14 protein-coding genes are annotated in these 14210 nt (G+C 56.0%); 6 read left to right on the top strand and 8 right to left on the bottom strand.

The genetic code is table 11. From position 1 onward, the window contains the following. Window positions 1–391 precede the first annotated feature (391 nt). Window positions 392–1090, top strand: coding sequence for a response regulator transcription factor (locus P8T57_RS13115; RefSeq protein ID WP_007091320.1), 699 nt, complete (start codon window positions 392–394; stop codon window positions 1088–1090). A 112-nt stretch (window positions 1091–1202) separates the two neighbouring features. On the opposite strand, the gene P8T57_RS13110 is transcribed toward P8T57_RS13115, so the two are convergent. The 6 genes from P8T57_RS13110 to P8T57_RS13085 all read right to left on the bottom strand — a co-directional run bounded on the left by P8T57_RS13110 (window position 1203) and on the right by P8T57_RS13085 (window position 8754). Continuing rightward, window positions 1203–2528, bottom strand: coding sequence for a protein-glutamate O-methyltransferase CheR (locus P8T57_RS13110; protein ID WP_341363349.1), 1326 nt, complete (start codon window positions 2526–2528; stop codon window positions 1203–1205). 6 nt (window positions 2529–2534) lie between these two features. Further along, entirely contained in the window at window positions 2535–4256 is a 1722-nt protein-coding gene (locus tag P8T57_RS13105; protein ID WP_341363348.1) for a chemotaxis protein CheB, read from the bottom strand. A gap of 70 nt (window positions 4257–4326) precedes the next feature. Further along, window positions 4327–4692 carry a response regulator gene (locus tag P8T57_RS13100; protein WP_062952925.1) on the bottom strand — a complete coding sequence of 122 codons (366 nt, stop codon included), beginning with the start codon at window positions 4690–4692 and terminating at the stop codon, window positions 4327–4329. 84 nt (window positions 4693–4776) lie between these two features. Next, the gene (locus tag P8T57_RS13095; protein ID WP_007091316.1) at window positions 4777–5283 is read right to left on the bottom strand and encodes a chemotaxis protein CheW; all 507 of its coding nucleotides are present in this window, start codon (window positions 5281–5283) and stop codon (window positions 4777–4779) included. Window positions 5284–5299: 16 nt separating this feature from the next. Further along, window positions 5300–7996: a chemotaxis protein CheW gene (locus tag P8T57_RS13090; protein ID WP_341363347.1), complete on the bottom strand. Its 2697-nt coding sequence runs from the start codon at window positions 7994–7996 to the stop codon at window positions 5300–5302. Between the two features lie 143 nt (window positions 7997–8139). Further along, the gene (locus P8T57_RS13085; protein WP_110252634.1) at window positions 8140–8754 is read right to left on the bottom strand and encodes a histidine phosphotransferase family protein; all 615 of its coding nucleotides are present in this window, start codon (window positions 8752–8754) and stop codon (window positions 8140–8142) included. 316 nt (window positions 8755–9070) lie between these two features. On the opposite strand from P8T57_RS13085, the gene P8T57_RS13080 reads away from it, so the two are divergent. The 4 genes from P8T57_RS13080 to P8T57_RS13065 all read left to right on the top strand — a co-directional run bounded on the left by P8T57_RS13080 (window position 9071) and on the right by P8T57_RS13065 (window position 12621). Next, entirely contained in the window at window positions 9071–9256 is a 186-nt protein-coding gene (locus P8T57_RS13080; protein ID WP_007091313.1) for a DUF3553 domain-containing protein, read from the top strand. Window positions 9257–9416: 160 nt separating this feature from the next. Next, window positions 9417–10250, top strand: a complete 834-nt coding sequence (locus P8T57_RS13075; RefSeq protein ID WP_071241104.1) for a hypothetical protein — start codon at window positions 9417–9419, stop codon at window positions 10248–10250. A 200-nt stretch (window positions 10251–10450) separates the two neighbouring features. Next, complete coding sequence (gene moaA / locus P8T57_RS13070) at window positions 10451–11449, top strand: GTP 3',8-cyclase MoaA (protein WP_341363346.1); 999 nt, start codon at window positions 10451–10453, stop codon at window positions 11447–11449. Between the two features lie 35 nt (window positions 11450–11484). Continuing rightward, window positions 11485–12621, top strand: a complete 1137-nt coding sequence (locus P8T57_RS13065; RefSeq protein WP_341363345.1) for an FAD-dependent monooxygenase — start codon at window positions 11485–11487, stop codon at window positions 12619–12621. Here P8T57_RS13065 and P8T57_RS13060 read toward each other — a convergent pair. Continuing rightward, window positions 12618–13007, bottom strand: coding sequence for a GIY-YIG nuclease family protein (locus P8T57_RS13060; RefSeq protein ID WP_223304997.1), 390 nt, complete (start codon window positions 13005–13007; stop codon window positions 12618–12620). The genes P8T57_RS13065 and P8T57_RS13060 overlap by 4 nt on opposite strands. Window positions 13008–13084: 77 nt before the next feature. After that, on the bottom strand, window positions 13085–13600 hold the full coding sequence (locus P8T57_RS13055; protein ID WP_341363344.1) for a glyoxalase superfamily protein: 516 nt from the start codon (window positions 13598–13600) through the stop codon (window positions 13085–13087). A gap of 329 nt (window positions 13601–13929) precedes the next feature. Between P8T57_RS13055 and P8T57_RS13050 the strand changes: the two genes are divergently transcribed. Continuing rightward, window positions 13930–14163, top strand: a complete 234-nt coding sequence (locus tag P8T57_RS13050; RefSeq protein WP_007091307.1) for a BolA family transcriptional regulator — start codon at window positions 13930–13932, stop codon at window positions 14161–14163. Window positions 14164–14210: the final 47 nt, after the last annotated feature.

Genomic DNA, 14210 nt, shown 5'->3' with positions numbered 1-14210 from the left:
TTCTGTTTGATGGGTTCCGATATGTGATGCGATCAGGAATTTTATCGCAGTCCCATGTCAAAGGGTGGCAAATTCGACCGCGTCGCACCAGATATAAGTGGCATAAACGGTATTAAAAACCCGTATATGCGGAATTGCCATTAAAAATCCGGTATCGGCAGTCATGGTCGTTAACGGCGCAAACCGTTGGGAAACTTCACATTCCCCGCACCATCTGCCTTTATCGATGAAAAAAAGTTAACAACATGCGACTCGCCTGCTTGCCACGAGTCGCAAAGCAACGTATCGTTAACGGAATGGAATAAAATTCCACACGGCAATCGTTGGGGCGCTTGTCGAAATTAGCCGGATTAACACGGATTTTTTGCGGAACACGGTAACGGAGCGGAACATGCGGGTGCTGCTTGTCGAAGATGACAACGCCACTGCTGACAGCATCGAGTTGATGCTGAAATCGGAGGGCATGGTTGTCGACACTACGGATCTTGGGGAAGATGGCCTCGAGATCGGTAAATTGTATGACTACGATATTATTCTTCTGGATCTCATGCTGCCGGACATCGACGGCTATGAAGTTCTCAGACGTTTGCGCGACGCACGCGTTGAAACCCCGGTGCTTATCCTGTCGGGGTTGACCGAAACCGAAGACAAGGTCAAAGGCCTTGGTTTTGGCGCGGATGACTATCTGACCAAGCCGTTTGACAAGGTTGAACTGCTGGCACGCATTCAGGCGATCGTTCGCCGGTCGCGCGGCCACGCACAATCGATGATTGCCACCGGCAGACTGAATGTGAACCTTGATGCACGCACGGTTGATGTTGATGGATCGCCGCTGCATCTGACCGGCAAGGAATATGGCATCCTTGAATTGCTGTCGCTGCGCAAGGGCACGACATTGACCAAGGAAATGTTCCTGAACCATCTCTATGGTGGTATGGACGAGCCGGAGCTCAAGATCATTGACGTTTTCGTGTGCAAGCTGCGCAAGAAAATCCAGTCAGCCACCAAGGGTGACAACTACATCCATACAGTCTGGGGCCGGGGCTATGTCCTGCGCGATCCGGATGTAAACAGTAGTGCTGCCGCCTGAACGCAACGAACTTTATCGCGTTCCGCTGCGCACGAAGTCAAAAACGCCCCGATGGATCGTCGGGGCGTTTTGCTTTTGGCGGGTGCGCGTTACACGGCAACCATCCTGATTTCTATTTCTTGTCTTCCGGCTTGCCAAAGCGCGACCGATCAAAGGTCGTGGACGGGCGGGTTGTTCCGCTGCCCGTGCTGCCGGTTCCGGTTGACGGCCTTGCGGGCGGAGTGCTGCCCGTGCCGCTTGAACCAGCGGTGCCTGTTGTGCCCAGGGGACGGCGATATGTCGATCCAGCCGTCCCAGTTGATCCCGCCGTCCCGGTAGTGCCGGTTGAAGGACGTGAATATGTGCTGCCGGTAGTCCCGGTTGTTCCCGTTGTTGACGGACGGGCTGCTGTGCCGGTGCCCGTTGGGGTCGTGGGGCGTGCCGTGGTTCCGGTCGAAAGCCCGGGACGCGGCGGGGTTGTGGCTCCGGCACCTGCACTGGCGGTCGTACCACCGGTGGCAGTTTGCATATGTTTCGGCTTGGGAAACGCGAAACCGCCTGTCGCGGTACCACTCGCCGCCCCAGCCGCCGCACTGGCACCCGCCTGAATTTTCTCAAGTGCTGAAACATCGACATCCGGCGCTCCCGGACGGTTCAACTGATAGATGCCGCGTTGACGCGCAAGCGGTTTGAACTTGTCGGAAATCCCAAGAACCGTTTCCGCCCCGCCAAGGAACAGGAAGCCATCATCGGGCATCAATGCCGATATACGCGCCAGCACATCTGTCTTGGTTGGCTGATCAAAATAAATCAGAACGTTGCGGCAATAGACGATATCGAACTGACCCAGCGGCCGGAAATCCTCAAGCAGGTTGAATTCCTTGTATTGAACCTTGGAGCGGATTTCCTGCGAGATTTGCCACTGGTCTTCTTTCTTCTGGAAATATTTGACCAGAAGCTGGATCGGAAGTCCCCTTTGAACTTCAAACTGGGAATACAAACCAGCACGCGCCTTGGTCAGGATTTCGCGCGAAATGTCGGTTCCGATAATTTCAACCCGCCAGCCGGAAAGCTGGGATTTGAAATCTTCAAGGATCATCGCCAGCGAATAGGGTTCCTGCCCCGAAGACGCCGCCGCACACCAGATGCGCAGATGGCGCTTTGACGCGCGCTCCTTGATCATGTGCGGCAGAACGACATGCCGGAACTGATCAAAGGGCTTGGTATCGCGGAAGAAGAAACTTTCATTGGTTGTCATCGCATCGACGACTTCCTCGACAAGCACGCGGTCACCGCCGCGCAATGCCGCGATCAGCTCGGTCAGGTCCTTAAGCCCGCGCTTGCGTGCAATCGGCATCAGCCGGCTTTCGAGCAGATATGTCTTGTCCTGGCTCAGAACGAGCCCGGATTTTGACTTTATAAGTCTGCTGACGAAATCGAAGTCTTCCGGCCTCATCATCTCGGCTTAACGACCCCCTGCAAATTTTTTGATATAGGCCGCGATGCCACCCACGGGGAGAACCGCCGAACAAATACCCGCATGTGCCGCGGCACCGGGCATTCCCCATACAACGCTTGTCTGCTCGTCCTGTGCAACAACCATCCCCCCGGCACCCACGACAGCACGCCCGCCCAGCATACCATCCTGTCCCATACCTGTAAGGATAGCCGTGAGTATATTACCACCGTAGCTTTCCACAAGGCTGCGGAGCATCGGATCAACCGACGGACGACAGAAGTTTTCTGGCGGGTTCTGGTTCAGAACAATTTTCCTGCTGTTGCCACGGCCCTCTATCACCATGTGGTAATCACCGGGGGCAAGGTAAACCTGTCCGCCCTGAATTTGCATGCCGGTCTGGCCTTCCTGACATTTAAGCCCGGTCAGGCGGGTGATGTGTTCGGCAAGGATCGTGGTAAAAGTCGCAGGCATATGCTGGGTAATGAAAATCGGCTGACGCACACCGGCAAGACCACGCAGAACCTCGAACAGGGCCTGTGGACCACCGGTCGAACTTCCGATGGCAATCGCTTCGACATTAAGCCGTTTTTCGGGAAGCAGACTGATCTGTCCGCCCGTGATCACCCGTTTTGCCGGCGCCGGTGCAGCGGCACCGGTCGGCGCCTTGGCGCGCGCTGCCGCCGCGGCGGCTGGGCTGCGTGCGGCCGGGGCGGCACGTTGTGGTGCCTGTTTGACCGGCGCATTTCGCGCCACTGCCCCACCACCGACAGCACCGCCCGATGTCTGGCGGGTTGACGGTTTGACATTCGCGCCTGTCGCCTTGGCATCACCGGCTGCAATTGCCGCCTCGCGGATCAGACGACCCGGATCGCGCGCAGGCATGTTGGTTGTTTGTGTAGCCGCATCACGGTTAATGGTCGTGGCCCCGCCTTCTTTGCCCTGCCCCTGTGCCGGGGATACCGGCTGCACGTGCTGAGGATGTTGGGGCTGAGGCATCGGGCGGGTCGACATCGGGCCAAGACGGCCGGGCTGGTGCGTCGGACGCGGGCGCAGTTCAGCGGTGAACCGTTTGCGCTGAACCCGGCCGGGCTTTTGCAATATCTGATGCTCCGCCGACAGTTCGGCCCGGAACGGTGCCGGAGCATCGCCAGCGGGCTTTTCTGTTGCGGAGGCGTCATCTTCCGGTGCAGCAGATTCCGGCAACTCTTCATGCCGTTCGGCGGTATCCACATCGTCAACGACGACCTGTTCTTCATGGATTTCTTCAAGCCGTGCCTGATCCGCCCCCAGCATCTTGCGACGCTGTTCAGCCCAGGCCTTGACCTTGTCGAGCAACTCGGCCCGGAAGCCTTCGCCAACATTAAGGTCCTTGGCCGAGGACGGTTTGGGAATGTAGTCCACAGCACCCAGCGTCATGGCCTGAAAACTGATATCGGCGTTTCGCTTGGTCAGGGTCGATGCCATGATCACGCGAACCGTCGGATCGATTTCAAGCAGCTTGGGCAATGCCGTCAGACCATCCATGACCGGCATTTCAATGTCGAGAACGATCGCTTCGATACCGATCTCCTGACGCATGACGCCAAGCGCGTCTTCGCCATTGGCAACAGAACCGACGACCTCGATATCGTCGTCTTCCTGCAACATGCGGGTTACCAGACCACGCACGATTGCGGAATCGTCGACAATCAGGACTTTATAGGGTGGATGAATTGGCGTGTCTTCCACGTACCGACGTTCCCGTTAGAGCAACCGGACCAAAAACCAAGGCAAATGCACAGCGACGCTGACAGGAACCTTAAATCAGACCCACCTGCTCAAATTTTGCCTGGATGATCTCGCTGTCGAACGGTTTCATGATGTACTCGTTCGCACCGGCCGTGATGGCCTCCTGGATATGCTCGAGATCGTTTTCTGTAGTGCAGAACACGACGACGGGCTCATCACCACCAGGGGCTGCGCGCAGTTCCCGCAGGAAATCAATCCCGCTTTTCACCGGCATGTTCCAATCAAGCAACACCGCGTCTGGCATGGCTTCAAGGCATCGATCAATTGCCTCCTGTCCATCCACAGCCTCAATGACCGCAAATCCCATTTCTTCCAGGATACGGCGTGCCACCATTCTGATGACTTTCGAATCATCGACGACGAGACAACTCTTCATCGACTTCCTTCTCGCAAATTAGATCGTTAAGCCAAAACCGGCATTGTACCGGATGCATTTTGCACCCGGTACAGACTAACATCGTTAGCCGGCCTGTTTCACAGAAACCGTGAAATCAAGCAGACGGGTCACATCCAGAATGACAAGAAGCTTCTTGTCGAGCCGGAAAATGCCATCGGAAAATTCGCGCCAGCGCGGATCGAGCGTCGCAGGGTTCTGCTCGAACGCTTTTTGCGGAACGCTCAGAACTTCTCCGACCTGATCGACCATCAGGCTGTATAGTTCACCACCCTGATCGACCACTATGCTCATGCCCGGCACGTCGTCTTCGCGTTCACGAAGACCCAGACGTTTGCGAACATCAATCGCCGTGACAATGCGCCCACGCAGGTTCAGCGACCCTGCCACTTCGGGCGGAGCCAGCGGAATGCGCGTGATGCGCTGCGGACCAAGAACATCCTGAACCGTCAGAACCGGAATACCGAACAACTGCTTGCCGATATAGGCGGTAACGAAATCCTTCGTCGCCCCGCCAAGGTCAAGGGCCGTGCTCTGTTCTTTGCTCGGGACGAGTGCCTTTTTATCGCTCATTGGACTTTTCCCCGATTTACACTGCGCTCAGCGTCTGGATCAGCGTTGATACCAGCGCATCTCGATCGAATTTCGCGACATAGTCGCTAAAGCCAACCTGACGACCCCGTTCGAAGTCTTCCTCGCTGGTGTGCGAGGACAGCGCGATGATCGGGGTATCCCCCCAATGTTCATCATTCTGCAGGCTTTCGGCAAATTCGAAGCCGTTCATGCCCGGCATTTCGATATCACTGATGATCGCGTCGAACATTTCACCGCGATTTTTAAGATCAAGCGCCTGCTCGGCATTCTCGACCGCAATGACACGGAAACCGGACACCGACAGCATCGGTGTGAGAAGGTTACGGAAGAACGGGCTGTCATCGACCAGAAGCACACGTTTTTTCTCGCCGCCGGTATCCTCATGACCAAACCAGTCCGAGAACGCCAGTTCAAGATAGTAGCCAGCATCAATCAGATCGGTTGCCTTGCCGTCGATCACCGCAGACCCGACCAGACCATCCTGATCGGCTGTCAGTTCGACATTAAGGACGTCATCGACGATATCGACAATTTCGTCAACCACAAGGCCCATGGTCCGTTCGCGATCCTGGAAGACCAGGGTCGGCTGACGGCCTTCGGCTTTCATCTGATAGGAACCATCAATGAAGACCAGCGGCATCAGCTTACCACGATACTGAACCAGCGGACGACCGTTCGAATATTCGATGTTTTCGACATCGATTTCTTCGAGGCGGGCAACCAGTGCCAGCGGTACGGCACGAACTTCTGCACCGCCAGCCCGGAAGACCAGCATGGACGTCGTTTCGCGATCACCGGTATCGGAGCGCGCCTTGCTTTCGACACCCTGCGAACCACCAACGGTGATTTCGCCGGTGCGGGTCGCAATGCCGTTCGGATCCAGGATCATGATCACGCTACCGTCACCAAGGATGGTGTTCCCCGAGAACAGAGACAGGTCACGCAGGATCGGTGCGACCGGTTTAACCACGATTTCCTCGGTGTCGAACACGCGGTCAACGATGATACCGAAGGAATAGGTCCCAACCTGGGTGACGACGATGAAGGCTTCTTCATCCACGTCATCGACCGTTGTTTCGCCGTCATCAAGACCAAGAATTTTCTTGAGCGTGACAAGCGGCAGCAGACGGTTGCGCAGACGCAGGACAGGCGTATCGTGGATGCGTTCGATCGAATGATCGGAATTGCTTGAAGCCCGGACCAATTCCAGAACGCTGATCTGCGGAATGGCGAAACGTTCGCCGCCACTTTCAACGATCAGTGCCGAAACGATGGCAAGGGTGAGCGGGATTTTGATGATAAAGGTCGAACCACGGCCTTCGACCGATTTCAGTTCAACCGTACCACCGATTTTTTCGATGTTGGTACGGACCACGTCCATGCCGACACCACGCCCCGAAACCGAGGTCACCTTTTCGGCGGTCGAGAAACCGGCCTTGAAGATGAACTGGTGGATTTGCGAATCCGCCATGCCGTCAAGATCGCTTTCGGTTGCAAGACCATTGGCAATCGCCTTGGCCTTGATCCGTTCAATATTGAGACCGCGGCCATCGTCGGAAATCTCGATGATGATGTGGCCGCCTTCGTGATAGGCATTCAGCGTAACCGTACCGGTTTCCGGCTTGCCAGCTTCACGACGCCCCGGAATATCTTCAAGACCATGGTCGGCAGAGTTACGGACCATGTGGGTCAGCGGATCCTTGATGAGTTCAAGCACCTGACGGTCAAGTTCCGTATCGGCACCGATCATCTGCAGATCGATTTTCTTGTTCATCTCAAGCGCAAGGTCGCGAACAATACGCGGCAGTTTCGCCCAAGCGTTGCCAATCGGCTGCATACGCGTTTTCATCACACCTTCCTGAAGGTCGGTAGTGATGTGCGACAGGCGCTGCAAGGGAACGGTAAATTCGCTGTCATCCTTGCCGCGAACCATCTGCAACAGCTGGTTACGGGTCAGAACAAGCTCGGAAACCAAGGTCATAAGGTTTTCAAGCAGCTCGACGTTCACACGGATCGTCTGAGCCGCGACAGAACTTTCCTTGGCCTCGCCACGCTGCGCTTCGGCCTTTGGCCCCTCGGACGCAGCGGCCTTGGCCGGGGCAACTGCCTGCGACTTTGCTGCTGCGGGCGGGGCGGCTGCCGGTGCGGGTTTCTTGGGCGCAGGAGCAGGTTCCGGCTCCTGAATATCCGGGTCGACTTCGGTTGCATCGAAAATTGCCTGCAACCGCTCATCATCGGTCATCGGCACTTCTTCGGCGACTTCTTCCTCGACCGGGGCGGCGGCTGCCGGTGCGGCGCTTCCGCCCATAATCGTACCGGTATCGGCAAAATGGTTAAGACGCGCGATCAGATCTGCATCGTTGCCATCCGGTTCGGTTTCATTCTGCTCAAGCTCGCTCAGCAGATATTTGATCGTATCAATGGATTCAAGAACAAGCGTCACCGCATCCGGTGTTACAACCAGTTCGCCATCACGGATCTTGCCAAGCACGTTTTCACCGGCATGCGCAACTGCTTCCAGTCGCGGCAACCCAAGAAATCCGCATGTCCCCTTGATGGTATGCACCAGGCGGAAAATATTCGACAGAATATCCGGATCGTTCGGATTCTGCTCCAGTTTGACCAGCTCGACGTCAAGCGTCGAAAGGCTCTCCGAAGTCTCTGTCAGAAATTCACTTAAAAGATCGTCCATAAACCCCCTCCACATCTCCGACAATCATACTGTTTGCCGGAACCGGAACGCCCATCCCCACGACCAGTGCGCGAAACACACGTTCAATCCGTTACTTACGTAGAACCTAGCACACCGTATTACCAGACCCGCATGTGTTTTTTTTAATCATAGATCAATGCAACATTTCCGTCCTCTTGCAAGACTGAAAGCGCACCACCAGTCCGATGCGCAAGATTTCGCAGGAAAAAGCCATGTACGGTCCGGGGATCAAGCTGTTCCGGGGCCACTTCATTTTTCATGACATTTTCCACATCGGGGCGAAACGCGGCACGTTTTCCGGTTGCATTGACCGAAATCCGCCCCCCGGATTCGCATGTAACAACAATATCCCCACCAAACGGCAAAGCTTCACGGGCCAACATCACCATATTGAGCACAAGCCTTCCATGAGCTGGATCAATTCCAATTCCAGTTTGATCCCACAGAAGGGTCACCTTGCCTTCGGCCTCGAAACTCTGGGCAACCGCATCGCGCATCGATTTTGTGTCAACGCTGTTGCCTGCGCGCCCGAATGCCAGACGGAACAATTGCAACCGGCGCGCGGCCTCAAGCCCGCTTTTGCGCATCAGCGCAAGTGCCTCGTCATCGGCAACACCGGCCTCACCCATCAGTTCGGCACCGGCATTCACAGCCCCCACAGGCCCGACAAGGTCGTGGCAAATGCGCGAGCTGATCAGCTCGATCAGGATCAGTTCCACTGCTCTGTCCTGTTCCATGTAACGGGTATCTCCAAGAATTCTGTTCAACAGGTCCGCACTGCTTCCCCAAAACAATACGTGGCTCACATCTGGTCGCCCGGTCGATATTTGGGACATGATCGGATCACGGTCGGTGTAAACCGCGCCCAGATTGCAGCCTGATGTGTTAAAACCTTCTTTAACCTGCGGATTTTTGCCGCATTTGCAGACCGGCAAATTTTGCCCATCATCGACGGGCCTCAAAAGATGTGACTATCATCATTGTGCATTATTTGTTCCGGGCCTATTGCCTGACTATATTAAAAAGACCAACATCAGACAAAAGAGCTTGATCATGGATTTTCTGCTCACACCTGGCACCATTGTCCGCCATCCTGGCCAGCCCGACTGGGGCCTTGGTCGCATTCAGGCGGTAGACGGCGACAGGATCGCCGTCAATTTCGAAGAAGCCGGACGCCAGATCATCCGCCCACGCCATGTCGTGCTTGAAATTGTCGAGGCTGCCGTCGGCTATGAATAACAGCACGTAACCGCCTGCGATGGCACGGAACTTGCTGAAATGAAAAGATTGAATAATTCGGCGTCTTGACGGAATTTGATACGCAAGATCGCATCCATCGGCTACCGGGCGAATCAATCCGGTGATCTGATTTAAATGATAACAAGGTCGGAACGGGTAAATGATTGCAATCGTCAAACCACCGCGGGACAGCTTCAAACAGCGTCACCACTCCGCCGCATTCGCCGTACTCGAACAATTTGCCGCCGGCCTCATCGAACAGGCCAAGGCGCATGGCGGCACCCTCAGCGCCGAACAGATTTCAAGCGCGCTGGAAACATTGCGCGGGCAGAATAAGCTGTTTGACGCGGCATGGATGACGCTTGAAGCCGATCTTGATACCGTCAAGACCCGCCAGAATGCCGCTGTCCGCCACGATCCGCTGGGCCGCCTTCTGGTCAGCCGTTTTGCCCATCAGCTTGAAGGCCGCGAAGCGGGCGATCTGGAACATGGGGCACTGTCGCGCGAAATCCTGCAACCCTTCTTCAAGGTCATCCGCATGATGGTTGGCATGGATATGCTGCAGGAAATTGATGGCGAAATACAGACCATCATTGAACAGCATGCCGACGAAGAAGATGAATTGCGTGATCCGACAGATTACTGGGATCACCTTGCCGAAGAGCCACAGGTCGCCAACCGGCTTAATCTGGTCTTCTCACGCATGGCCCTGCATTTCAAGGATTACGAGCGGCGTAAAAACTGGATGATCCAGTTGGTCAATGACAACATGCCACATGGCGATCATGCATGGACCTTTACCGAGGAACATTGTGTACGATTGCTGCGCGCCCTGTTCCGCGATGTACGTTCCGCCCTGTCCAAGCCGGAACGTTCGGCCGAACTGGTTGCCAAGCTTGGCAGCGAGAATGTCGAGACGCTACGCAATGTCATGGCATCGCTTGATCGCGACGTCGCGACCCTCCACATCCGCGAAGCCGAAAACTGGGAATAGGCATTCGATAATTCCTGAATTTCCTGACAGATAGAAACACCGCGGCGGATATTTCCCGCGGTTTTTCTGATGTCATCTGACGGAAAGGTGATGATTTCATCACAAATCGGGGTGGCCAAATCAATCCCCCCTGTGCGAAAGTCGAACTTGCGCACTACATAGCGTTTCCAGACCAATAAACAGAAACAAGCGCCGCCGCCATGACCAGACCGCTGATTGACAAATATGGCCGCCATGTATCGTACCTTCGGGTATCGGTGACGGATCGCTGTGACTTCCGCTGCACCTATTGCATGGCCGAAAGCATGATCTTTCTGCCAAAATCCGAAGTCCTGACACTTGAAGAACTCGATCAGCTCTGTTCGGCCTTCATTGCGCGCGGTGTACGCAAACTGCGCTTGACCGGGGGCGAGCCACTGGTGCGCCGTGGCATCATGGACCTGATCAGGGATTTGTCGCGTCATCTTAGATCCGGTGGGCTTGACGAACTGACCATGACGACCAATGGCAGCCAGCTTGCGACCTACGCCGATGATCTGGCACGTCTTGGCGTCAAACGGCTCAACATCTCGCTTGATAGTCTTGATCATCAGAAATTCGCCGAAATCACCCGCCGTGGCCGCCTTGAACAGGTGCTAAGCGGGCTTGAGGCTGCCAAACAGGCAGGACTCAAGATCAAGATCAACACGGTCGCCCTTCGCAATTTCAACGAAGACGAAATTTCCCGTCTTGTCGCCTGGTGCGGCAAGGAAGGCTTTGATCTTTGCCTGATTGAAACCATGCCGCTTGGCGATATTGACGGGGATCGCACAGATCAATATCTGCCGCTGACCGCCGTTCGTGAACGGCTGGAACAGGAATATACTCTGATCCCGTCCGAATATGTCACCCCCGGCCCGGCACGCTATGTCACGGTTGCCGAAACCGGCGGGCGTCTTGGTTTCATAACACCGCTTACCCATAATTTCTGTGAGGGCTGCAACCGCGTGCGCGTGACCTGTACCGGTACGCTTTACATGTGCCTTGGGCAGGAAGACCACGTTGATCTGCGCGCGGCCCTCCGCTCGGGCGCGCCCGAAGCCCTTGACCGTCTACTTGACGAAGCCATGCTGCTGAAACCCAAGGGCCATGATTTCGTCATCGACCGCAAGGGCCAGAAACCCGCAGTCGGCCGCCATATGAGCATGACGGGCGGCTGATCCGAACATCACTCCATTCCAGTTACAGGCATAAAATGAACATTCTGATTGTCGGCGGCGGCATCGCCGGTTTGTCTGCGGCCATTGCCCTGCAAGGCGACGGACATGACATTACGATTGCCGAAACCCTTGATGGCTGGAAACCGGCCGGGGCGGGGTTGCACCTGCCCGGCAATGCGGTGACGGCCCTTCGGGACCTTGGCATTGATCAGGATGTTGCCGACAAATCCTGTGCCTTTCCACGACTGGATTATTTCGATCATCGTGACCGGAAACTGTTTGCACTTGAAACCGAACAGCTCGGCTGGCCGACATTTCAGGCCCTGACCCGCAGCGACTTTCACGAAATCCTGTGCGCCAGACTGACAACACCGACCATCCGGTTTGGTCTTTCCGTATCCGACATCAGTAACGCACCCGATCAGGCACAGGTTCGTTTTACCGACGGCACGACCGGCAGCTTTGATCTTGTGATCGGTGCGGACGGGATCAATTCAGCCGTTCGACGCCTGGTTTTTGGCCCGGAACATGTCCCGCAGCCGACCGGTTATATCTGTTGGCGCTGGATCACGGATTATCCCTTCGGCCTGACAGCGCCCAAATTCATCATCGGTCACGGGCAGGTTATTCTGGTGATGCCGGTGGGTGATAGCCGGTTTTATATCTATGCCAGCACCTATGATCCGGGCGAAAGAATACACGACTTGCCGACAAGCGAGCTTGCCGCTCATTTTGCCCGGTTTGATGGATCGGTGCGCGATATGCTCGGCACAATCGGAACGGACACCATCATTCACGAAGGCCGTCTTCAGCAAATGGTCATGCCCGAATGGGTTACGGGGCGCGTTGCCCTGATCGGGGATGCGGCACATGGCACCCTTCCGACCATGGCACAGGGGGCGACGCAATCGATCAAGGATGGCTTGGCACTGGCCGATGCCCTTCGCAAACAACCCGACATCACAACCGCGCTTGCCGACTGGCAGGCCGCCCGCCTGCCCGAAGCACATTGGGTCCAGCAACAATCCCTGCAACGCATGGGTTTCGCCAAAATCCGCGGCAAGACCGGTGTCTGGTTGCGCAATACCCTTATGCGCAGGATCGGCCCGAAGATTGTTGCATCGGGCTTCCGTCCGCTGATTGACGGTATGGCAGGCAACCGCAAGGACTAGGTGAAAGCCTTTCGGACCTGCTCGATTGCCGTCATCGCAACGGCATGGCTTTCCGCCGCCAGCAGATGTGCAGGGCAACGCGCGCAATCCGAACTGCCAAACCCGGCAATCGGAATGGAAATGCCCGGTACCATACCCAAAGCAGCACGCAAATCGCATTCACACCCATCGGGCATGACAAGCATCGCAACCACGTGCCCGGTGCCGTTGGTCAGTTCATCGACATGCCAATGCTGTTTTTTCTCCGTCCGGCAATGACGTTTGACACGGGCCGCAATGCCACCCGATCCGTTGGCAGAACCGCAATAAAGATAAGTGCCCCGGCGCAGGATGGCCCCGGCGAAGCGTTTGTTCCGTAAAACCAGATCAGCAGAAAGATCAATCACGAGAATGTAGGCTCCGGCAACTTTGGGAAGCAGCCGGAGGGTTTCATCATTTATGTCAGCAACAAGCCGCGTCAAAGTCACAGCAGCAGATCAACCGAAAGACCGGGGCCGCGCGTGCCATTGGCAAGCACGGGTTCACAATCCTCGTTGATCCGTGACGCGATGCGCTGTCGCAAGGCACTGAAACGTTCCGACGTCACGACATCAACAGGCTGATCCAGATGAACCTCGATCCGGTAAACACCGCCAACCGGGGTTCTGGTGACACCGCGGATTTGGCCGCACACCGCATGGCCGAGATAGGACCCGGCAAAGCGTTTGCCGATACCAAGATCGGCGATCCGGACCGGTTCGCGTTTGCGCGTCATGGCAATCGCGGTGTTCCAGTCACGAAATCCATGGCTTTGCGCCAGAAGCTCCAGGCTTCCGGTGTGGGAAACCGTCATCTTACGGCTGGCCAGTGCCTTGCGCAGGCGTTTTGCCTGCTGCTTAAGCATTTCCGCCGGATCGCCCGATGCGATTTTCGCAAAATCGGCAAGCTCGACCGGTGTATGTTCAGACTTTTCGGGCGGGTTATGAACGGGTTGGGTCATTTTCGTCTCCTGACAGGAGGCCGGGTGTCCGCATTGCCGGCCCGACGTCACAAGAAGACGGGGAACCGATAAAATCGTCTGCATCACTTTACCATGAGCCAAAGCCCCGCGAACGGCCGGTGTGTGCAACCGCGCATTTCGTAGCGCAATGTGCCGCAAAACACAAGCACCACCATATCTTTGACCGCGCGAAGCGCATTACCGCTTGCAGAAATTGACAGCCCCTACAGGGACAACATATACCAGAATTAACAAATATCGCCGGGCACCCGGATGAATGCGCCAAACAGGGCGCAAGGGTATTCGACCAATTATAAGGAATTAGCGCCATGGCCATGGAAGCCCACGAAATCGAAACGATGATCAAGGAAGCCCTTCCCGATGCACAGGTCCGCATCGAGGACCTTCGCGGTGATGGCGATCATTATGCGGCAATCGTTGTGTCCGAGTCCTTCCGCGGTAAAACCCGCGTGATGCAGCACCAGATGATCTATTCGGCCCTCAAAGGCAAAATGGGCGGTGACCTGCACGCCCTTGCGCTTCAGACTTCCGCACCGGAATAAGTTCCGGCCGCACGCACGGGGCCGCCTTGCGTTTGCCACCATCCTTG

Origin of the sequence: Thalassospira sp. SN3W (assembly GCF_038070535.1) — a bacterium.
GTDB lineage: Bacteria > Pseudomonadota > Alphaproteobacteria > Rhodospirillales > Thalassospiraceae > Thalassospira > Thalassospira xiamenensis.
The sequence above is the reverse complement of the archived record's forward strand: the minus strand, read 5'-3'. Positions and strand labels throughout refer to the sequence as shown.